Origin of the sequence: Pandoraea commovens (assembly GCF_902459615.1) — a bacterium.
GTDB classification, from domain to species: Bacteria; Pseudomonadota; Gammaproteobacteria; order Burkholderiales; family Burkholderiaceae; genus Pandoraea; species Pandoraea commovens.
In genome coordinates this window covers 330,515-351,140 of record NZ_CABPSA010000007.1, presented here as the reverse complement: position 1 = coordinate 351,140, position 20,626 = coordinate 330,515, and the positions used below count along the sequence as shown (strand labels likewise).

Annotated in this window: 16 protein-coding genes and 1 other RNA gene; 9 read left to right on the top strand and 8 right to left on the bottom strand. The window is 59.6% G+C overall.

The window, feature by feature from the left end:
* Window positions 1–270: 270 nt before the first annotated feature.
* The 3 genes from paeA to PCO31010_RS20285 form a co-directional block, all read right to left on the bottom strand.
* Window positions 271–1,617 carry a polyamine export protein PaeA gene (gene paeA / locus PCO31010_RS20295; RefSeq protein WP_150665886.1) on the bottom strand — a complete coding sequence of 449 codons (1,347 nt, stop codon included), beginning with the start codon at window positions 1,615–1,617 and terminating at the stop codon, window positions 271–273.
* A 206-nt stretch (window positions 1,618–1,823) separates the two neighbouring features.
* Window positions 1,824–2,218: a transfer-messenger RNA gene (gene ssrA / locus PCO31010_RS20290) on the bottom strand.
* Window positions 2,219–2,480: 262 nt separating this feature from the next.
* Complete coding sequence (locus tag PCO31010_RS20285) at window positions 2,481–3,803, bottom strand: helix-turn-helix domain-containing protein (RefSeq protein ID WP_150665857.1); 1,323 nt, start codon at window positions 3,801–3,803, stop codon at window positions 2,481–2,483.
* Window positions 3,804–4,287: 484 nt separating this feature from the next.
* Here PCO31010_RS20285 and PCO31010_RS20280 point away from each other — a divergent pair, with 484 nt between their 5' ends.
* The gene (locus PCO31010_RS20280) at window positions 4,288–4,833 is read left to right on the top strand and encodes a beta family protein (RefSeq protein WP_150665856.1); all 546 of its coding nucleotides are present in this window, start codon (window positions 4,288–4,290) and stop codon (window positions 4,831–4,833) included.
* 347 nt (window positions 4,834–5,180) lie between these two features.
* Here the strand turns inward: PCO31010_RS20280 and PCO31010_RS20275 are convergent, their stop codons facing one another.
* The 4 genes from PCO31010_RS20275 to PCO31010_RS20260 all read right to left on the bottom strand — a co-directional run bounded on the left by PCO31010_RS20275 (window position 5,181) and on the right by PCO31010_RS20260 (window position 10,434).
* Entirely contained in the window at window positions 5,181–6,371 is a 1,191-nt protein-coding gene (locus PCO31010_RS20275) for a tyrosine-type recombinase/integrase (protein WP_150665855.1), read from the bottom strand.
* Between the two features lie 256 nt (window positions 6,372–6,627).
* A complete protein-coding gene (locus PCO31010_RS20270; protein ID WP_150665854.1) occupies window positions 6,628–8,136 on the bottom strand; it encodes a class I adenylate-forming enzyme family protein in 1,509 nt (502 codons plus the stop codon).
* Entirely contained in the window at window positions 8,133–9,521 is a 1,389-nt protein-coding gene (locus tag PCO31010_RS20265) for an MFS transporter (protein ID WP_150665853.1), read from the bottom strand. The genes PCO31010_RS20270 and PCO31010_RS20265 overlap by 4 nt, the downstream gene beginning before the upstream one ends.
* A gap of 115 nt (window positions 9,522–9,636) precedes the next feature.
* Complete coding sequence (locus PCO31010_RS20260) at window positions 9,637–10,434, bottom strand: class II aldolase/adducin family protein (RefSeq protein ID WP_150665852.1); 798 nt, start codon at window positions 10,432–10,434, stop codon at window positions 9,637–9,639.
* A gap of 112 nt (window positions 10,435–10,546) precedes the next feature.
* Between PCO31010_RS20260 and PCO31010_RS20255 the strand changes: the two genes are divergently transcribed.
* The 6 genes from PCO31010_RS20255 to PCO31010_RS20230 all read left to right on the top strand — a co-directional run bounded on the left by PCO31010_RS20255 (window position 10,547) and on the right by PCO31010_RS20230 (window position 16,999).
* Entirely contained in the window at window positions 10,547–11,245 is a 699-nt protein-coding gene (locus PCO31010_RS20255; RefSeq protein WP_150665851.1) for a TetR/AcrR family transcriptional regulator, read from the top strand.
* An 81-nt stretch (window positions 11,246–11,326) separates the two neighbouring features.
* Window positions 11,327–12,160 carry an SDR family NAD(P)-dependent oxidoreductase gene (locus PCO31010_RS20250; protein WP_150665850.1) on the top strand — a complete coding sequence of 278 codons (834 nt, stop codon included), beginning with the start codon at window positions 11,327–11,329 and terminating at the stop codon, window positions 12,158–12,160.
* Window positions 12,161–12,760: 600 nt separating this feature from the next.
* Window positions 12,761–14,386: a flavin monoamine oxidase family protein gene (locus PCO31010_RS20245; protein WP_246184696.1), complete on the top strand. Its 1,626-nt coding sequence runs from the start codon at window positions 12,761–12,763 to the stop codon at window positions 14,384–14,386.
* Between the two features lie 61 nt (window positions 14,387–14,447).
* Window positions 14,448–14,834, top strand: coding sequence for a c-type cytochrome (locus PCO31010_RS20240; RefSeq protein ID WP_150665849.1), 387 nt, complete (start codon window positions 14,448–14,450; stop codon window positions 14,832–14,834).
* 149 nt (window positions 14,835–14,983) lie between these two features.
* Window positions 14,984–15,478 (top strand): RidA family protein, encoded by a 495-nt coding sequence (locus tag PCO31010_RS20235; RefSeq protein WP_217426182.1) that lies wholly within the window; start codon window positions 14,984–14,986, stop codon window positions 15,476–15,478.
* Between the two features lie 450 nt (window positions 15,479–15,928).
* Window positions 15,929–16,999, top strand: coding sequence for a porin (locus PCO31010_RS20230; protein ID WP_150665848.1), 1,071 nt, complete (start codon window positions 15,929–15,931; stop codon window positions 16,997–16,999).
* Window positions 17,000–17,173: 174 nt separating this feature from the next.
* On the opposite strand, the gene PCO31010_RS20225 is transcribed toward PCO31010_RS20230, so the two are convergent.
* On the bottom strand, window positions 17,174–18,583 hold the full coding sequence (locus PCO31010_RS20225) for an MFS transporter (RefSeq protein ID WP_150665847.1): 1,410 nt from the start codon (window positions 18,581–18,583) through the stop codon (window positions 17,174–17,176).
* Between the two features lie 228 nt (window positions 18,584–18,811).
* Here PCO31010_RS20225 and PCO31010_RS20220 point away from each other — a divergent pair, with 228 nt between their 5' ends.
* Together PCO31010_RS20220 and PCO31010_RS20215 are read left to right on the top strand one after the other, a co-directional pair.
* Complete coding sequence (locus tag PCO31010_RS20220) at window positions 18,812–19,837, top strand: DODA-type extradiol aromatic ring-opening family dioxygenase (RefSeq protein WP_174984976.1); 1,026 nt, start codon at window positions 18,812–18,814, stop codon at window positions 19,835–19,837.
* 68 nt (window positions 19,838–19,905) lie between these two features.
* Window positions 19,906–20,586 carry an RraA family protein gene (locus PCO31010_RS20215; protein ID WP_150665845.1) on the top strand — a complete coding sequence of 227 codons (681 nt, stop codon included), beginning with the start codon at window positions 19,906–19,908 and terminating at the stop codon, window positions 20,584–20,586.
* Window positions 20,587–20,626 lie beyond the last annotated feature (40 nt).

Sequence of the window (20,626 nt, the reverse complement as noted above, 5' to 3'; positions counted from 1 at the left end):
GGTTCTTGGCGCCACCAGCAATGAGGACAACCTTGCCTCGGATGGAATGGTCTGCCATGGATATCTCCTTCAGGATTCGTTGGAATCTCGAGAGTAGGGTACCCAGGTCGGCAGATAAATTACCTGCGTCTGGATGGATAATCCAGAGAATCGATCCAATTAACAAGTTTTGGATAGCCCACGTACCTTACGCGTGCCGCTGGTTCAATTCCCGATTCCCAGCCATAAGCACCTCTGACGTGAGCGGGATCTCCCGGATCTCGACTTAGCCTACGCTTGCATATCCAACGGAGTCGCGACCGTAATTGCAGTTTTTGCGTCCGGCTCCAACTTCGTCACGAGCAACTGATCAATCTTGTAATTGTCGATGTCAACCACTTCAAATTTATAGCCTGAAACTTCGGTTGCCTCCGACTTTTTCGGGATGTGTTTGAGCTGATAAATCATGAAGCCGGCGACCGTCTCAAACTCTCCTTCACCCGGAAGTTCTTCGATGTGAAGTACCTTCTTCATGTCTTCCACAGAGGTTGCGCCATCGACCAGCCATGAGTTTCCGTCGCGCTGCACGATCTGGTCCTCGTCCGCGGAATGCATCATGTCGCCCATTAGGGCACCCACGATATCGTTGATCGTGACCACGCCAACGACGAGTCCGTATTCATTGATGACGACAGCGAATCCCTCGCGGGCTTCTTTGAAGCGAGCAAGGGATTCGGACAGGTTGAGGGTGTCGGGAATTACCAGGACATTCTTCGCGTAGAGGCGATCCAAATTACGAATAACGCTGGTTAGTTCTTCGCTAGCGATGCGCTGGAGCAAATCCTTAGAGTCGATATATCCGAGAACATTGTCGATTTCGTCGCGGCATACTGGATACTTCGAATGAGGGCTTTCGGTGATCTTCCTACGAATGCTGCGTTCGTCTTCTGCGATGGTGAAGTATACGACGTCGTCGCGATGGGTCATCACTGAGCCGATCGTACGCGACTCCAATTCGAATACGTTCTCGATTAGATGCAGTTCCTGTTTTCGTAGTACGCCTGCTTGTGCTCCTGCATCGACCATCGCGGTGATGTCTTCGGAGGTGATGTTGTCGATCGAGTGAGTCGGTAACTTGAGAATACGCAAGACAGCGTTGGCTACTCCGTTGAAGAAGTAGACGAGAGGACGGAGAGTCTTCAGACAGACCAGCATCGGATCGATGGTTGCCATGGCGACTTTTTCCGGGCTGATCATTGCCAGACGCTTCGGAATCAGATCGGCGAACTGGATGAATGCGACAGTGACGAACAGGAACGCACCGATTCCGGAGAGTCGCAGCGCAGTCGCCGAATCGACAATAGGTTCGAGCTTGGCGAGGAGGAAGGGGGCGAGAAATCCCTCGCCAAGCACCCCCCCGAGCACCGCGACCATGTTCACCCCGATCTGTACGACGGTGAAGAAGCTTCCCGGCTGGTCCTTGAGCACAAGGACTTTGAGGGCTTGCGAGTTACCTTTTTCCCCCAACGCTTGTAGTTTTGTTCGCTTGGCCGCCGTCAGCGAGATTTCGGCGGCGGAAAAGAAGGCGCTCACGAGAATCAGCAGAAGAATACTGACGAGAAAACTGTAACCGCTCATGTTCATATCCGTGCACACATGGATGTCGTATTGCTTGAGTAGCCGCCGGGGACGCGAATGTGTAGCGCGCTCGCTGAGAAAGATTGCGCGCGGCGAGGGGCTTCGCATCTCGTCCGGCGATGCCGCCATTTAAGACGTCCGGTTTCACTGTAACGAGTTCGTGATTGTCCGACTGCCCGAATGTGGTGGGGTCAGAAAATAGATGATGGTGGTGTGGCGGGAATCGAACCCGCGTCCAGAAATATTCCACAGCCAGTTCTACATACTTAGTTACGCCGACTATTTTGACCGTATCGACGTAGGCGAACGCGTTTCGACGTACGGAGAGCCACCATGTGTTCTTCCCCGTCGCGGTGATATCGAAAGGGCATGGCTGACGTAGGCGCCTCACGGGGCATTGCTGCCTGTCCTGCGACGCTAGCCTGTCAGCGGGCCAGTGTGAGGAAAGTCGGATTGCTCCGCGACTGTTGCCTGGAGAGCTTCGGTAGGCGCCGCGCCGAAGCACTTATCAAGGTTTGCATTTAGGTTGCCCCTTGGCTTACGAAGTAACGGGTACTCGGTATGCGCTGGACTGCCTCCCCCTTGTCGAAACTAAGTCGCCCCATTGTTTGCTACGTCGAACACAAAAATTCAAATCGTTCCGACCGATGATGCTCACAGGCCATCATGTTCACATTTTGTCGTCTTGCTCCTGAACTTGGAATCGGCCATCGCCTATTTCTGTTTGGTTTCTTTTGGCATTATTTGCAGGGACCAGCGATCCGAATTGGGGGTACTGATGGAGTCATGTGGTTTGAGCGACGGTTGTTAGCGACCACAAACTGCAACGCTCAAAGGAGCAATTCTTGGCGCACATCAACAACCTAGTCCCTTCCTTTGGTCAAGGATTTTCTGAGCTGGCCTGGTGTCGTCCCATAGTGTTTCTTCATGGAGGAGGTTAGGTAGCTTTGACTTCCGAACCCACACTGATGTGCTATTGCGAGTACGCTCTCGGTCGTTTCTCGCAGCAGCGCCGTGGCTCTCTCCAAGCGCCTTTGCATGACGAACTGCATTGGTGTTTGGGAGAACAATTCTTTGAACAAATCAATGGTTCTGTGCGGAGTTAGCCCAGTTTGATCTGCTATCTGCTGCAAGGTTATCGCGCCACTGAGAGATGTGTCGATGTACTCCATGATGACGAACCTCCAGCTCGAAGGGGGGCGGCGCGTCTCTTCGATGGGGGCTGGGTGATTCCTATTTTTCCTGAAGGTGTCGCTAGGCAGCTCCCCATGGTGAGCTAAATATTCTGAGATAAATTTCAGAGAAAGCGAAAAGCCGAACTTCCGCAATATCGAAACAAAGGCTTTGTTTCTTGACATTCTTAGTTCGTATCGAACGCCGTCAAGTCTGGAAAGGTAGTGAAGTTCCAGGAAACTCTTTCCCGTTACTCGCCTAATCCCGCTCTCCAAATCATAAGATGGGCAGCCTATTTCTCGGGAAATCGACGTTAGGGTGGAGAATTTCAGCGGGTTTTCCTTGATGATTTGTATGGCGATACGAGCATATTTTTCGTTCGCGTACCTATCTGAACCGATGATCTTGCTGAAATTATTTGGGTGATTGCTGAGCAAAATCTTGAACATATGCTCAATCAGCGAGTGTATGGCGAAATCCGGAGAAGGGGTGATCGTTGTCATCTGCTGAAGACAAGCCGAGGCTTTCTTCCATTCTCCACTTAGCCGCTCATGGAAGACGATTAGATCCAGATTGAGACATTCCTCCGGCTCAAGGCCGAGCCATATCGACGTGAATTCATGCAGGGACTTGGCGTCTATGACTATTGATTGATGTCCAAATCCGGACGTCCCGGATTCGCAGAATGCTTCGCCGAGAGGGGGCGTAGGGATGATGTCACCCCTCTTGCAGAGGGCTTCCTCGTTGCCTACGCGGCGGTATGCCTCTCCATGAAAGCAAGACGAGAACAAGTAATTTTCCCTGCTTTGGTTAATGGCGAAAGAGAACGGTGACTCACTATGAAAGCTGTAGATTCCGAAGCCAGGCCATTGTTGGCCAACGATCGACACAGAGTTGTCGATTCTGCTGGTCAGCGAGAATCGGTTGTCAGAATAGATGCTCCGGATATAGGACGATATTTCGTCAGAGTCTCTACTTTCAAAGATGTGAGGAATATCGCGCTTCGGGATCATGACCACCTCCAAACCCTTGTTCAGTCACGCGTCTGTCCACGCACGGATGCTTATGTGCGAGTTCGATTATTCTGGCACAGAGCATCGCGGTCGAGTGCGATTTAGCGACCATCCTTGAGGCCTGACTGGGATTGGTAAAGTTTTCGCCAGATTTCGGCTTAAGTTTATGATTTTAAATAAAAATATATGATGGTTCCAGGTGGCGGGGCGGGGCGCAAGAGAGCTAGAAAATAGTCGCCGAAACGTTTAATGTGCTCATCCCAGCGCGGTGGCAGTCCCTTGACGGCCTCAGCATCGATCGGATGCCCACCGCGTACGACAGAGCGAAGCCCAAGATACTGATCTGCGGCATCGATGCTGTGATGGCCTCATCGATCAGTCAGGACGTCGAGCGAGGCCACTCTGTAGCCGACGTATCTGCCCGTCCTGATTGACCTTAGGGATATCAGGGGGGGCACTCGTAGATTTGTTGCCGAACGCCAGCATGGCGCCGGAGTTTTTGCGTCTCCGTAGTTTCATGCAGGTGTTCATTACGGACACCTCCGCGCCAATCAGCATTAACGAGGCGGTAAAGAAACAGAATTCCACAGTTTTCTTGTCGCGGCTTGAAATGATCCTCTGGAAAGCCTTGTTGCCGTCATCGCCCGGGATTCGCATAACTTTTTGCGATTACAGTGTTCGCAGTCCGCGCTCGAACGACAACAGTGTGCCGGACGCAAACAGGAAAATCTGTTATGCGATCGCCAACGAGTTTTTGATTGTGCGTGGCAACCGATGTCGGTGCCACCGAAAGGGGAGGCTGTGGGGTTTGGCTGATCAGGTCGTGATGTCGCCGCACTACGCGAACGAGGATTTCAGTGGGGGCGATGCCATGACTAAGGCCTGTAGCGAGCACAAAATCAAGGGGAATTCGACCAACTGGATCTCGTTCGACACGAGTCACCACGTGGCGGCGGTGACCTCGGAGGTGTTTGAGTATGCTCGTGCTGCGTCTGGGCTTAGTGCATTGAACCGGCCGCAGACGGCTTAACACGGGCGATCCGCGTGAGAGAGTTGTCACGGGGCTCTTTGCAGAGAAGAAGGGTTTTGAGCGAACTAGAAGCCCATCTGCATCTAATTTGCTATGGGTGATTCGAACACGGCGACCAGCAAACTAGACGTCCGGGGCTGGGGCCGTAACAGTTGACGCTCAGATCGCTTGTACTCACGCTTTGCCGATCAGGCCTCTGGGCAATCGGATAGTGCCCCGTGAGCGGCAGTTGCCCGGTAGAATTTGCTATGGAGAAATATCGAGTCGACCGGCTGCAATGCGTCGAAGTCAGTCATCTAGCCGACGGCCCGAACTCGATCGAGCCGAGAATGCAGAACGTTTCGAGCCTACTGGGCCAGATAAGTGGCCCAGTCGGACATCATGGATGCCCGTTTCTCAAACAAGTCACCGCGGGCGTAGGCTGCTTCTGCCTTGTCCTTCAATAGGTGTGCAAGTGCGGCCTCCGCCACCTCGCGCGGGTATTGCGTGGTTTCTCCGACCCAATCGCGAAACGTGGACCGGAACCCGTGCGCAGTGAGACCTGACCGGTCCATACGCTTCAGCAACTGGAGGAGAGCCATATTGGACAGCGGCCTATTTTTGCGCTGACCCGCAAAAATGAACTCGTTTTGCTTAATGCCCTGCATATGTTTCAACAACGTCACTGCGGATGGTGACAGCGGGATGCGGTGCTCCTTTCCGACTTTCATCCGTTCCGCAGGGATTCGCCAAATTGCGGTTGCGAGATCGAACTCGTTCCAACGCGCCTCGATGACTTCGCTGGTCCGCGTGGCCGTCAAGATCAGTAGCTCCAACGCCTTCGCGGCCATCGTGTCGATGGTCCGAAGCTGGGTCATGAATTTGGGGGCGTCCGCATAAGGTAGAGCTGCATGGTGAACCACCGCTTGAACTTTGGAGCGCTTTGGAAGCAGATGGTCCAAGTGGCCTTTCCATCTTGCAGGATTCTCACCGGTGCGATGGCCACGTGCGGTAGCCCAGTCGAGTACAGATTCGATCCGACCACGCACACGCGAGGCCGTCTCAGTCTTTGAGGTCCAGATCGGCTCGAGTGCCTTCATGACCAGATCGGTGTCGAGTTCAGTGATCGGCAGGGTCCCGAAATGCGGGGAAGCGTAGGTCGCGAGCGTATTGCGCCACTGATCAGCGTGCTTCGCGTTCTTCCAGCCACTCGAGTGAGCGTCAATGTAGGCCGCAGAGCATTCGTCAAACGTGGTCGCTTTGACGGCGCTGGCTTTGACCAGCGCCTGCTTTTGTTGCTTCGCGTCGAGCGGATCGATTCCCTCGAGAAGCTGCTTGCGGACTTCGAGGGCCTTGACGCGGGCATCCGACAGACTGACTGTGTGGACCGAGCCAAGACCCATGCCGCGCGCTCGGCCGCTCCTCATATATCGGAACAGCCAAGATTTCACTCCGCCCTTAGTGATCTGCAAGTAAAGGCCGGCTCCGTCGCTGTACAGTCCAGGCTTCGACAGTCGATTGACCTGAAGCGCGCTAAGTTTGTTGATTGCGTTCGCCATGTTGCCAGTTTACCTCGCCGACTATCAAAATGACTATCAAATTGTCGCTGGATTCATCTGGAACATGTCGGACGACAGGGGGCGAAAAACCCCGCGAATCCCTTTGAAATAATGGGGGGTGCGGATCTTGTTGGAATTTTTAGGAATACGGTTAGAAAGACACCCTCTCCGCCAAGCATCTTGCTTTGAACGAATCAGCCCGCTAACTAGCGGGCTTTTTTGTTTTGTGCGTCAGTCGATCACGCGCTCAATTCACTCAGAGCGTTCGCAACGCTGTTTTCAAGACCTTGCCGTAGTGGTTCTTCGGTAGGGCGTCCATGGCGACGTAGCGTTTAGGGCGCTTGAACCGCGCGATGTGTTCGAGGCAATACGCATCCAGCATCGCACTATCGAGCGTCACGCCGGGCGTGCAGACGACATACGCCACGACCACCTCGCCCCATTCTGCGTCGACTTCGCCGATCACGGCCACCTCGGCCACGCCATCTGCACGGAGCAGCACCTCTTCGACCTCGCGCGGGTAGATATTCGTGCCGCCGGAGATGATCACGTCCTTCGAGCGATCCTTGAGAGTGAGGAAGCCGTCGTCATCCAGCACACCGATGTCGCCCGTCCACAGCCAGCCGTCGCGCAGCGTCTTGGCGGTCGCTTCCGGATTGCGCCAATAGCCTTGCATCACGACATCGCCGCGGACCACGACTTCGCCCGGTTCGCCGGTGGCTACAGGTACGCCGTCGTCATCGACCACCGCCACCTCCACCATGGCGTGGGCATGGCCGACCGATGCCAGTCGTTGCGACCATCGAGGGTGTGCCGTCGCCGCGATTTCGTCGCGTGGCAACACCGTGATCGTCATCGGTGACTCCCCCTGCCCGTAGATCTGCACGAACCGCGAACCCATTACCGACAACGCGCGCTCGATGTCGGCCGAATACATCGGCCCGCCGCCATAGACGAGGGTCTTGAATCCCGTGGAAGAAGCGCCTGAGGCCTGCGCATGCCGCACCAGACGATTGACCATCGTCGGCGCGGCGAAGCAGGAGACATTGCCAAGCGTCTCGGCCAGCGCAAACATTTCCTCCGCATCGAAGCCGCCCGACGCGGGGAAGATATGCCCCGCCGCCTGCATCATGAACACGACGCTGTAGAGTCCGGCGCCGTGCGACATGGGGGCGGCATATAGCGTGCGGTCGTCGCGCCCGACGGCGTCGACGTCAGTCATATAGCAGGCCGCCATCGACCAGAGATTGCGATGCGAGAGCATCACTCCCTTCGGACGTCCCGTCGTCCCCGACGTATAGAAGATCCACGCCAGATCGGTATTCTCGCGGGACGCCACCCCGCCGCTCGCATCGCTTGCCAGCCAACGGGCAATCTGCGCGTCCTCCGGCGCAAAGCCGGTCACCTGACTGCCGATATGGTCTCGAATCGCTAGCAGGTCTTCCGCCTCCGCAAGCAATACCGTAGCCTCGGCGTCATTGACGATGAAAGCGGCCTCGCGCGGATGCAGTTTCGCGTTGATGGGCACGGCCACCAGCCCGGCCCACCAGATCGCATAGAGCCATTCGAGATACTCGGGACGGTTGCGCATCCAGAGCGCGACGCGTGCGCCGTCGGGCAGACCCATCGAGCGGAACCCGGCCGCGATGGCCGCACACCGTCTCGCGAGTGTCGCGTAGTCGTGCTGCGGTGCGTCGCCTACATAGGTAGCAACATGCCCGGGGTGTCGCTGCGCCGCGCGGGCGAGCGTACTGGCAATATTCATGACGACCTCGCAATACCCGTGGTGCCCGCATCGACGCTATCTACACGCCGTGCGCTCACGGTAAGGAAAACGAACAGCAGTACGCCGTAGGCCAGCACCATCGCACCGAGCGTGGTCATGCTCGCGCCGTATCCGCCAAAGGTGTCCTTGGCCCAACCCGTCAGATACGGGCCGACGAAACCGCCGAGGTTGCCCACGGAGTTCACCAACCCGATCCCGGCGGCGGCGGCTGCACCCGTCAGGAACATCGGCACCATCGGCCAGAACAGAATGTTCGACGCCAGAATCCCAGCCGCCGCGATGCACAATCCGAGAATCCCGACGTAGGGCGACGCGGCATTCCCCGCCATCACCAACCCGATGGCGCCGATGGCCGCCGGTAGCAGAATGTGCCAGCGGCGCTCGCCCGTCTTGTCAGAGTGCCGCGCGTTCACGACCATCGCCACACCCGCACACACATACGGCACGGCGCTCAGCAAGCCGGCCCGCGTGTTGTCCAGTCCGCCAATGCCCTTGATGATCTGCGGCATCCACAGCGTGATACCGAACAGTGCCGTGATATTGCAGAAGATGGCGAATGCCAGCAGCAGCACCTTGCCCGAGAGCAGCGTCTCCATCACACCATACTGGCGCGCGCGTTCTTTGGCTGCTTTCTCCTGCGCCAGCGTGCGAACGAGCCACTCACGTTGCGACTCGTTGAGCCACGTCGCCTTGTCCGGGGCATTGCCCAGCACGAAGTAAGCCACAACGCCTACCACCACGGCGAGCCCGCCTTCGAGCAGGAACATCCATTGCCAGCCGCGCAGCCCGGCAAATTCATGGAACGATGTGAGAATCCACGTCGAGAGCGGGGCGCCAATCAGCACGGCCAGCGGCAACCCGAGAATGAAGATCGCCGTGGCGCGCGCCATCGCGCGTCCGGGGAACCAGAGGCTGAGATACAGCACGATGCCGGGGAAGAAACCCGCTTCGGCAACGCCGAGCAGGAAGCGCATGACATAGAAGGACATCTCGCCTGAGACGAACGCGAAGCCCGCCGAGACGACGCCCCACGTCACCATGATCCGCGCAATCCAGATGCGCGCGCCCACGCGGTGGAGGATCAGGTTGCTCGGCACCTCGAAGACGAAGTAGCCGATGGAGAAGATGCCCGCACCAAAGCCGTAGACGGTGGCGGTGAACCCGAGGTCGCCGTTCATGTGCAACGCCGCGAAGCCGACGTTTACACGATCGAGGAAGGCCACGATATAGCAGAGAATCAGGAAGGGCAGGATGCGGCGAAATAGCTGGCCGATGGTTTCCTGCGCGATGCGCGAGTCCAGTGCGGCAGCGTTATCGCTGCCCGCCACGGGTTGACTCGCCGTTGATGCGATGGTCGGGTTCAAGGGGTGTCTCCGTCATAGTTCTGTTTTTGAGTGCTGATGACTACCAACTGCCTGATACGTACTACTTGACGCCACTTCGCAAAGCTATCCCGCTGCTGTCGGTGCTACCGGGGAATCACTGTTTGTAATCGTGCCCGTCGCGGGCCAGTTGGCGCAGCAGCGACGGCCACTCACGATCGCCCGAGCCGCGCATATCCGTCACCCACTGCTGTGCGGTCAGCACAGCCACGTGATGCGGCGGAATCCGCAATCGCGCTCCGGTACTCTGCGCCAGCAATTGCGCGCGTGCGGCCTTCTCCAGATAGAACATCTCCACGAAGGCATGCCCCACCGAGCGGCCGACCGTCAGCGTGCCGTGATTGCGCAGGATAAGGGCCGCATGATTGCCAAGGTCGGCGAGCAGGCGATCCCTTTCGTCGATGGTGAGTGCGATGCCCTCGTAATCGTGGTATCCGAGCCGTCCGACGAAGCGCATGGCGTGCTGCGTGATCGGCAGCAGTCCGTCTTCGAGCGCGGACAACGCCATGCCCGCTTCAGTGTGCAAGTGCATCACGCAGGCGGCGTCTTCACGTGCCGCATGAATGCACCCGTGAATCACGAAGCCCGCCGCATTGGGGCGGTATGGTGATTGCCCCACGACACGCCCGTCCAGATCGATCTTCACCAGGTTCGACGCGGTGATCTCGTGAAACGACAGACCAAGCGGGTTGACGAGAAAGTGATGCGACGGGCCGGGCACCCTAGCCGACAGATGCGTGTAGACGAGATCGTCCCATCCGTTGATCGCACACAGTCGGTACGCCGCTGCGAGATCCTCGCGCACGCGTTGTTCGTCCGGCGTGATGCCGGTGTCGGCAATCGTCTCGCCGACAGGCAGGTCAAAGGAAGAAAAAACTGTGTCAGACTTCAGCATTCCGTTCTCCGATCCGACGCACCGTTGGCAGAGTCGTCTGCCAGTGTGTTTCAATACGGTGTCGTTATTTATAAACTAAACGTTCAGTTTAGTATTTGTCCGGACACAACGAATGTCAAGTCAGTCGAATCCCGAATCTCCCACGCCAGGCCGACGCGGTCGCAAGCGCAGTGTCGAGGCCGAGCGCGCCGTGCTCGACGCCGCCTACCGTCTTCTGCTCGAACAAGGACTGCACGCCACGACGATGGAATCCATCGCCACGGCGGCGGGGGTGAGCAAGGCCACGATCTACAAGTGGTGGCCGAATCGCGCCTCCGTGATCATGACGGCGTTCCTGCGCGAAGCGGGGCAAGCGCTGCCGTATCCGGAGGAGTTGCAGCTCGACAGCATCTTCTCGCGTCTGCTCAAAATGGCAGAGGAGTTCTGCGGCCCGATGGGCACGATGATCAGCGCGCTGATTGCCGAGGGGCAGTCCGACCCGGAGATCGCGCAAGCGTTTCGCGACGGCTATGTCTCCGCGCGACGCGAGCAGGGCGTCGAGATCGTACGCGATGCGATCGCTCGGGGCCTCATCAAGCCGGGCGATCCCGATGTCGTTCTCGACATACTCTACGCGCCGCTGTATTACCGATTGCTCGTCGGTCACAAGCCGCTGACCCGGGCGTTCGTGCGCGAGCACGTCGACCTGGTCATGCAAGGTCTGCTCGGCCCCAACGGAACGGTGCCCGCACTGACCCGATCGCGCTCGGGCGGTGTGACATCCGGTGCAAACAAAACGACACGCGCGAGGGCGTTGGCAAAAAAAGCTTGACGCTGCCGATAGGGTTGTGGATAAACTAAACGAATAGTTTAGAAAATAAAACGACAACACAATCCGACGGAGACGCCCTGAATGAACACATCCCTCCACCGCGCGAAGCGTCTCTCATTGAATGCGTTACGCGACGCAGGCAAGGCTGTCGTAGTGACCGGTGCTAGCGGTGGTATCGGATTGGCGGTGACCAATCGTCTTCATGACGACGGTTGGCATGTCGTGGCCACGGACCTGGACTTGACGCAACTGCGGAGTGTTTTCGGCGAGCGTGCGGACGATACGCGAATGCAGCTGGCAGCGCTCGACGTGACAGACCACGCGGCGGTGAATGCGTTGGCGGCATCGCTGCGCAATCCGGGTGTGGCTGGTCTGGTGAACGTGGCGGGCGTGTTGCAGGATGTGATGCCGATGCTCGACATGACCGACGACATGCAGCGTCGCGTTTGGGAAGTGAACTACTTTGGCGCGCAGCATTGCCTGCGCGCTTTCACACCGCTCATGACCGAGGCCGGCGCCGGTGCGGTCGTGAACATTACGTCGATCAATGAGCTGCGCCCATTGCCGCTGCACGCCTATTCCCCGGCGAAAGTGGCGTTGGGCGCGCTCACCCAACTCGCCGCCGGTGAACTCGGCGCGTCGGGCATTCGGGTGAATTCGGTCGCGCCCGGCTTTACGCTCACACCAATTTTCGAAGACAAACTCGCCACCGGAAAGCGCAGCGCGACGGCCATCGAATCGCACTCGGCGCTCGGGCGTCTCGTCGGGACGGACGAAATTGCGGCGGCCGTGAGCTTCCTGATGAGCGACGAATCGAGCGCGATCACCGGGGTGAGCCTGCCGGTCGATGCGGGCTGGCTCGTCAGTTCCCACTGGATGAATTTTCGCGAACTCGCGCACGCCAGCAACGCCTGAGTGATTCGCTCGCGGCGCAGCGTCATCGGCCCATTGGCCCATTCGCCGGTAGGCTGCTGTCTGAAAAGCGCCGCGCATGTCGCGGCGCTCACACCTGCGCACCCCCGCGCCTCTCCAACACCTCGTCAAATACGCACGCTAAGTAGTAACGCTAATACTCGAACCCATAACACGCATATAGTATGGTCGTTATGGTGGCGGGCAAACCTATCGGTACAGGCGAGCAAGCATACCCGATTCCCCTGAGCAGGATTTGGCTCCGCAGTGCAGTACCGGCGCGCTATGTATATGACCGGACGCACCTCCCCCCGGAGCACGTTGTCGGTCCGCTCGGAGGGTGACGTTTCACGAGAAGACAAGAACCCGGCATCACGACGGCGCAAGACTGTCGCACTGCCCCGGAATTCGCGCTTAAGGAGACATCATGCGGTCCTCTGGCCACTCGCCCTGAGCCTTCTCACATCCCCCGTATTCGTTCGCTGAAGCGCTACATGCGCTCAAGGGTTGCGCTCGTCCGCAAGGCCGGGTCACACCCTTGCACATTGCGCGCACGGCGTTGGCATTCGCGACACGTTTCATCATTCAAGAGTGAGGAGAGTCATGTCAGACGTGCAACACACCACGGGCAAGTCATTGGGTTCTTTGGATTCTGCGGGCGTCGGGGGCGGACTGCGCCGCCGCGATTTCCTGATGCGCACACTCGCCATCGGCGGTAGCGGTCTCATGTTGGCGACGATGAAGGCCTGGGGCGTGGATCTCGCCTCGGTGCGTACCTCGCCGCCGCGCCTCTCAGGCAGCGGCCGCGGTAAGCGTGTGGTCATTCTCGGCGCAGGGCTGGCTGGTATGACGGCAGCCTACGAGCTGTCGAAACTCGGCTACGCGTGCGAAATCATCGAGGCACGCAGTTTCGCGGGCGGCCGTTGTCAGACCGCGCGGCGCGGCTTCGAGCTGACTGAGTTGGGTGGCGAGCGCCAGGTCTGCAACTTCGACGAAGGCCAGTACATCAACCACGGCCCGTGGCGCATTCCGTTCTGCCAGCAGTCCACGCTGCATTACACGCGCGAATTCGGCGTGCCGCTCGAACTCTTCAACAACGATAACGACGCGGCCTACGTCTACAAGGAAAACATCGACGGTCCGCTCGCGGGCAAACGGCTGCGCCAGTTCGAGATCAAGGCCGACATGCGCGGCTACACCGACGAACTGTTCGCCAAGACACTGCGCGCGGGCAAGCTCAACGACCAACTGAGCGAAGGCGACCGGGCATTGTTGCTCGACTACCTCGTGCATGAGGGCTACCTGAACAAAAAGGACCTCGACTACAAGGGCACGACGGCGCGCGGCTACAAGACCTATCCCGGCGTGCAGTCGGGCGTGCAGACCGATCCGCTGCAATTCGGCGATCTGCTCAAGTCGAAGCTCGGCAACATCTATCGCTCGACGAACGACATCGAACAGCAGAAGACGATGTTGCAAGCCGTGGGCGGCATGGATCACGTGGCGAAGGCCTTCGAGCGTCGCACCAAGAAGATGATCCGCTACAACACCGAAGTCGTGAGCCTGCGCAATACCGATAGCGGTGTGGTGCTGCAATGCAAGGACACGCGCACCGGCGCCGGTCGCACGGTCAAGGGCGACTTCTGCCTGTGCACGATCCCGCTGTCGGTACTCAAGCAGATCGACACCGACTTCTCCGACGATTTCAAGGATGCGATGCAGGTCGCCTACGAGCCGGTCGGCAAGCTCGGTGTACAGATGAAGCGCCGCTTCTGGGAAGAAGATCATTTTATCTATGGCGGTCACATCCAGACCGATATCAAAGGCGCCACGCTGATCTCGCTGCCGTCGACCAACTGGCAAGGGCAGAAGGGCACGCTGCTGTCCTATTACAACTTCGGCGCGATGGCCGCGCAGGTAAGCGCGATGTCGCTCAAAGAGCGCACTGACTTCGGCCTCGCCGCTGGCGAAAAGGTGTTTCCGGGGCATTATCGCGATTCGGCCGAGTCGTCGTTCTCGGTGGCGTGGCACCGCGTGAAGTACAACCTCGGCGGTTGGGCCGACTGGAGCGAAGCGGGACGCCGCACGGCGTATCCGCGTCTGCTCAAGGGCGAGGGCCGCACGTTGCTCGCTGGTGAGCACATGAGCCATCTCAACGGCTGGCAGGCCGGAGCCATCGAATCGGCCTGGCATCAGATCGAGCAGCTTCATGCGCGCCTGAGTGCGTGAGCCCCACGAAATTCAGCACCATCGTCAGTCGCAGTCAGTAGAACGGTAGAGGAGTAAAGCAATGAAAAAGTTGTGGTCGATCGCGTTGCTCGGTTTGGTGGCCAGTGTCTCGCACGCGCAGACGCCTTCGGGCAAAACCATCTTTGGCAACAACTGCGCAGCGTGTCACCAGGCAGGCGGGCAGGGCATTCCCGGCGCGTTTCCTGCGCTCAAGGGCGACAAGTTCGTGCTGGGGGACGCCGCCAAGGTCGTTGAAACGGTGATCGGTGGGCGTGGCGGCATGCCAACGTTCAATTCATCACTCAACGACAAGCAGATCGCGGATGTCGTGACCTTCATTCGTGCTGAATGGGGTAACAACGCCGCGCCGGTGACGACCGAGCAGGTCGCGTCGATTCGCAAGACGATCGCCGCGAAGGAAAACGAGGGCGGCACCAAGGGCAACTGACCGCGACGGGCGCGTCGCTGCGGAGAAATGCCGCGCAGCGCGTCCGGTAGGGGCCGCCCCTCAAAGCAGAAACGACAGTCACGCGTCGGCAAGACCGGCGCGCGTGGGCACGCGCGCGCCTCGATTTCAACAACCTTCAGGAAAACGAGATGACGAAGTCAACGAAAGGATGGTGGAAACTCGCAGCCCTCAGCGCAGCCATGTGCTTCGCGCATGCCGCCGGGGCACAGGAAGTGGTGCGCCATCTGCCGAAGCAACCGGGTCCGCTGGCCCTTGCCGTCGAAGTGCCTGCCAGCGCCACGACCGTCTATCTGAGCGGGCAGGTGCCGGAGAAGCTCGAAGGCGGTGGCTACGGCAATACCGAGCAGCAGACGGTGAGCGTACTCAAGCGTATCCAGGCGCTGCTCGCCACGATGAATCTCACCATGAAGGACGTGGTGAAGATGCAGGTGTTTCTCGTAGGCGATCCGGCGAAAAACAACGTCATGGACTTCGGCGGCTTCATGAACGGCTACTACCAGTTCTTCGATAAGAACGGTCCGAACCTGCCCGCACGCTCGGTGCTGCAGGCGGCACGTCTGGTCGACCCGGGCTGGATGGTGGAAATCGAAGTGATTGCCGTCAAACCGGCGGGCGCCAAGTAAGCGCTCGAGTCTGCCAGGCAGCAAAGGTGAGAGGGATGCGTACTGCGCTTCTCACTTCGCGAGAGTTCGGGAAAATGCGGCGCTCCGTCCAGGGAGCGCCGCGCCTCCGGACAACTTCAACGGCGTGCGAGACGCTTTGCCATTCGGGAGGGGACTGCGACGAAAATAATACATCAAAATAGTTAGGTATACAAATTTCTAGTCGCGACACGGGAGACCGTCGGCGCGCTGTAGCGCCGCGTGGTTTGGAGAGCGTCATCGTCCGTCAGTGGCTTCGCCAACGCTTGGAGGCAGGGCGAGGAAGAGGTGTGTCCGCAAATTCATGTTAATTGATTAGTTATCCTAAATACATGATTAGAATTTGCGGAATGAGCGGCGGTGACGTGCGTCGCGGCGGTGCTATCATGGCCGGCCGCTGCAGGGCGGTTGGCGCATTGGGGAAGGCATTAAATGAAGACATGGGCATTTCCTCTGGCCGCCGGGGCGCTGATCGCCTCGCCGGCGTTCGCGCAATCGAGCGTGACGATGTTTGGCGTGGCGGATGCGAGCCTTCGCTATCTGTCCGGCGCTACCAGTGACAACAAGAGTTCCTTCGCACTCACCGACGGCGCCATTTCGCAGAGCCGTTGGGGCATCTACGGCAAGGAAGATCTCGGGCAGGGCATGAAGGCAATCTTCATGCTTGAAGGTGGTTATCACCTGAACAACGGCACGTCGCAGCGTAGCGGCAAGATCTTCAACCGCAAGGCCTACGTCGGTCTCGACGGCGATTACGGCAAGCTCACCATCGGCACGCAGGATAACCCCGCGTGGGAGCTGCTGATCGAAGGCTGGGATCCGCTCACTGTCGGCAACTACGACCAGAACGAGTGGATGCCGGTCGTGTTCGGCACCAACGGCCCGAACGGTGCCAACAACGCCGTGAAGTACATGAAGCGGTATCAGGACGTACAAGTCGGCCTCGAGTACATTGTTGGCGGCGTGGCAGGCAGCACGGCGCGCAACTCGGGGTATGTGCTGTCGGTGGCCTACGTGGGCAAGCCGTTCGGTGTGATGGCCAACGTGCTCCAGAACCGCGACATCAACGCCAATACCCAGATGATCTACAACCTGGGCGTCAAGTACGAGTGGGGTCCGGTGACGGCAACGCTCGGCTACTACAACAGCAACGACAAGACCGGTTTCGTGGACGGCTTCCTTTCAGGGCGCGGTGTGACGGGGGGCGCGAATCCGCGTAAGGACAATGCGTTCTATGGCGGTGTGGCGTATCAGGTGTCGAAACCGCTGACGATCACCGCAGCTGTGTACTACGACCGCGCGAGCAATGTGAACGGTGTGTCGGGCGATGCAGGCGACGGGTCGCGCGAGACCTATGTGCTGCTCGCTGAGTACGGTTTCTCACGCCGCACCACGCTTTACGGCACGGTCGATTACAGCGTCGGTCACGGCGCGCAACGTGCCGAGTTTCCGAACGGTCGCGACCAGACCGGTGTCGGTATCGGCTTGCGGCACAGGTTCTGACAGTATCCCCTGAAGGCTTCATGCGTCGTACTTTGACCACCGCGAACGTTGCGGTGGTTTTTTTATGGGCGCTCGGTGGGCGCTCGGTTGATGCCCGCGCAAAAGCAAACGCGCCGCGAGCCCGAAGGCTTACGGCGCGTGACGAAGCGGGGGAGACCGAATCGGGTGGGGCGCTTACTCGAAGTTGCGGCGTCGCACCTGTGCGGCGACCAGCCCGTACATGACGGCAGCAATGGCGGTGCAGACGCAGAACGTCGTCACGATGGCGTATCCCATCGCCATCGGGCCGCTATAGAACACGTGGGCGATCGTGGCTGCCACCGTGGGTCCAAGCGCCAGACCGAGCAGGTTTTGCACGAGGAAGAACAGCGACGAGAGCTTGCCCATCATGCGCCCCGGCGTGATCTGCGCCATCGTTGCGCCAGCGGACGACGGAATCGGACTCGCGAAGAACGTGTGGCAGACATACAGCACGACGGCCAGCGCGTGATTGTCCGTGAACGCCAGCAGGAACGTCGCCAGACAGGACACGAAGGTCGACACCATCGCCACTTCCAGCGGTGCCGCACGGCGTCCGCGACGCGAGAGCCGGTCCATGACCGCACCCAGAATCACGAGACCGGCGGGCACCGACGCCATCATCAATGGCCCGAGCATGCGGCCGATGCTCGGCAACGGCAGATCCCAGGCGCGTGAGATGACGGTCGGGAGCCACGCGTTGAAACCGGAGATCGCCATCGCGTAGAGGGTCGCGGCGATCCACAGCGGCACGTAGAGCTTCCATTCGCTACGGATGAAGCGCAGCGCGTCGCGATAGCCGGGCGCGTCGGCACTCTTCTGCTTGGCCGCGCGCTTCGGTTCGCGCAGCGTCAGCATCAGCAAGGCGAGTGGAATGCCGACGAGCCCCGGCACGACGATCACGAACTGCCAGGGCTTGAGCGTACCGAGAATCGGCCAGTGCGCGACATCGCCGCTCTGCGAGAGACTAAGCAGCGTGCCCCCGACGAACAGGGAGAAACCTACGCCGAGCATGGGTCCCATGTGATAGATGCCGAACGCCCGTCCGCGCCGGTCGGGCGGAAAGGTATCGCGGATCATCGAGTACGCGGCCGGTTGCAGCGCGCCTTCACCGATCCCGATGCCGGTCCGTCCGAGAAAGAGCTGGATGTAGTTGGTGGCGAAGCCGCAGAGCACCGTCATCGACGACCAGACGAACACGGCCCAGCCGATGATGCCGCGTCGGCTGAAGCGGTCGGCCAGATAACCGGCCGGAATGCTGAAGGTGCTGTAGAGCACCACGAACGAGAGACCGAGCAGCAGGCTCATCTGGAAGTCGCTGACGCCCAACTCCTTCTTGAGCGGCACGACCACGAGCGAGAGCGACGAGCGGTCGATGAACGACAACACGAAGATTGCCGTGAGCACGATCAACATGTACCAGTCGCGAAGGCCAACGCGACGCGTCTCGTTCGCGGCTGCGAGTGTCTCAGAGGCGGATGCCTCAGGTGAAGCAGCCGGACTGTCCGGTGCGGGGTTGTGCGGGGGCGCGTTCGCCGGTCGGGCGTCCATCGCGTGTTGGGTCATGCCTGCCTCCAGTATCGTTATCGTAAGAGTGTTACGCGCGACATGCGGCTCGTGAACTGGTGCCTGCCCGCAGAACAGCGCGTCATAACACGCATACTATATGTCTGTTATGACGAGTGTCAAACACGACGAAAAAAATGCGGCGAGTCGTTGACAACCGAAATGCATCGCGCCTATTCTTCGTCAAAACACGCATACAGTAATACTGAATATTCGGAGGAGACGCTGATGGCGCGAATCGTTTTCGCGATGGGCTGTTCGCACGGGCCGATGCTCGCGACGCCGCCCCAGATGTGGCATTTGCGCGCTGGCGCAGATCGCAAGAATCCGCAGCATTGGTTCCGTGGCGAGGCCATGGCCTTCGACGCGTTGCTGGCGGCACGTGCCGACGAGTCGCCGCGTTTCGCCGAGGCCATCGCGCCCGAGGCCATGCAGCAACGCTTTGACGCTTGCCAGCGTGCGCTCGACACGTTGGCCGAGCGCTTTAACGAGGCGCGTGCCGATGTGGTGATCCTGCTTGGCAACGATCAGCGCGAAGTCTTCAAGGAAGATCTCACGCCGTCGATCACCGTCTACACGGGCGAGCGCATCGAGAACATTCCGCTCACCGAAGCACAGGTCGCACGTCTTCCGCCCGGCGTCGCCATCGCGGAGGAAGGGCATTGCCCGCCCGACGGCGCGACGTATCCCGGCGCACCCGACGTGGCCGATGCGCTCGTCAGGTCTCTGTGCGACCGGCATTTCGATGTGGCGAGATCGGTCCGTCTGCCCGGTGGTGAAGACCGTCAGCACGGCATACCGCACGCCTTTGGCTTTCTGTATCGCCGGATCATGCGCGACGCACCGCCGCCGAGCGTTCCCATCTTCCTCAACGTTGGTGTGGCACCCAACCAGCCGCGAGCGGCGAGATGCCTGGCGTTCGGCCATGCCTTGCGCGCTGCGATCGAACAGTTGCCAAGCGATTTGCGCGTGGCGGTGCTGGCGTCCGGCGGCATGACGCATTTCGTCATCGACGAGGCGCTCGACCGGCACGTGCTGAATGCCTTCGCCGAACACGACGAGGCGGCACTGGCCGATATTCCGGAGCCGTACTTCAATGGGAACACTGCGGAGATCAAGAGCTGGTATCCGCTCGCCGCCGCGATGCACGACATCGACTGGCGCATGACGCTCGTGGACTACGTGCCGTGCTATCGCACCGAAGCAGGAACAGGTAACGCGATGGCGTTCGCCTACTGGACCCCCGCGAAATAACGCGCAATAGCGGGCATTCAACGACTCGCGCATTGCTGCATCACACATCACTCTGCAAGGGACTTGCTATGAACGCTTCTGCCGACGCCGTCTCCCGACTGCGAAAACTCGATGCCTGCGCCGTATCGGATGCCCTCGACAAACTCGGTCTGCCCAGTACCGTCTGTCATCTGCCGCAACGCTCGGGCGCACGCCGCATTGCCGGGCGCGCGGTGACGGTGAAGCTGGTGGCGGTTGCCGATGCACCGCCGACGACCGGCGCGCCGCGCCACCTGGGCACGACGGCGGTCATGCAGGCGGGCACGGACAACATCATCGTCGTGGAGCAACGCACCGGACTCGATGCGGGGAGTTGGGGCGGCATTCTCTCGCTGGCGGCCGTGCAGCGCGGCGTGGCCGGTGTGGTCGCCGATGGTCCGGTGCGCGACATCGACGAGGCGCGCGACTACGACCTGCCGGTGTTCTGTCGGGCACTGACGGCACGCACTGCGCGCGCTCGCGTTGCCGAGGCGGGGACCAATGTGCCCATTTGCGTGGATGGCGTGGATGTCCGTCCGGGCGACTACGTGATCGCCGACAACAGTGCCGTCGTCTTCGTGGCGGCGAGCGACATCGAGCGCGTGCTGGCGGCTGCCGAACAAATCGCCGCACGCGAGGCCGCGATGGCGAAAGCACTGCTCGCCGGGCAGCCCGTGACCGATGTCATGGGGGCGAGCTACGAACACATGTTGCACGACGGCGCGGCATAAGCGGCACAGGCGCGCCACGACGACCCTCAACAATCCATTC

What these genes read in the sequence shown, in the direction of transcription:
- paeA (WP_150665886.1), bottom strand. Translation starts at nt 1,617, where the DNA reads ATGAGCGGTTACAGTTTTCTCGTCAGTATTCTTCTGCTGATTCTCGTG.
- PCO31010_RS20275 (WP_150665855.1), bottom strand. Translation starts at nt 6,371, where the DNA reads ATGGCGAACGCAATCAACAAACTTAGCGCGCTTCAGGTCAATCGACTG.
- PCO31010_RS20220 (WP_174984976.1), top strand. Translation starts at nt 18,812, where the DNA reads ATGGCGCGAATCGTTTTCGCGATGGGCTGTTCGCACGGGCCGATGCTC.
- PCO31010_RS20225 (WP_150665847.1), bottom strand. Translation starts at nt 18,583, where the DNA reads ATGACCCAACACGCGATGGACGCCCGACCGGCGAACGCGCCCCCGCAC.
- PCO31010_RS20235 (WP_217426182.1), top strand. Translation starts at nt 14,984, where the DNA reads ATGACGAAGTCAACGAAAGGATGGTGGAAACTCGCAGCCCTCAGCGCA.
- PCO31010_RS20270 (WP_150665854.1), bottom strand. Translation starts at nt 8,136, where the DNA reads ATGAATATTGCCAGTACGCTCGCCCGCGCGGCGCAGCGACACCCCGGG.
- PCO31010_RS20240 (WP_150665849.1), top strand. Translation starts at nt 14,448, where the DNA reads ATGAAAAAGTTGTGGTCGATCGCGTTGCTCGGTTTGGTGGCCAGTGTC.
- PCO31010_RS20250 (WP_150665850.1), top strand. Translation starts at nt 11,327, where the DNA reads ATGAACACATCCCTCCACCGCGCGAAGCGTCTCTCATTGAATGCGTTA.
- PCO31010_RS20285 (WP_150665857.1), bottom strand. Translation starts at nt 3,803, where the DNA reads ATGATCCCGAAGCGCGATATTCCTCACATCTTTGAAAGTAGAGACTCT.
- PCO31010_RS20230 (WP_150665848.1), top strand. Translation starts at nt 15,929, where the DNA reads ATGAAGACATGGGCATTTCCTCTGGCCGCCGGGGCGCTGATCGCCTCG.
- PCO31010_RS20260 (WP_150665852.1), bottom strand. Translation starts at nt 10,434, where the DNA reads ATGCTGAAGTCTGACACAGTTTTTTCTTCCTTTGACCTGCCTGTCGGC.
- PCO31010_RS20215 (WP_150665845.1), top strand. Translation starts at nt 19,906, where the DNA reads ATGAACGCTTCTGCCGACGCCGTCTCCCGACTGCGAAAACTCGATGCC.
- PCO31010_RS20245 (WP_246184696.1), top strand. Translation starts at nt 12,761, where the DNA reads ATGTCAGACGTGCAACACACCACGGGCAAGTCATTGGGTTCTTTGGAT.
- PCO31010_RS20280 (WP_150665856.1), top strand. Translation starts at nt 4,288, where the DNA reads ATGGCGCCGGAGTTTTTGCGTCTCCGTAGTTTCATGCAGGTGTTCATT.
- PCO31010_RS20255 (WP_150665851.1), top strand. Translation starts at nt 10,547, where the DNA reads ATGTCAAGTCAGTCGAATCCCGAATCTCCCACGCCAGGCCGACGCGGT.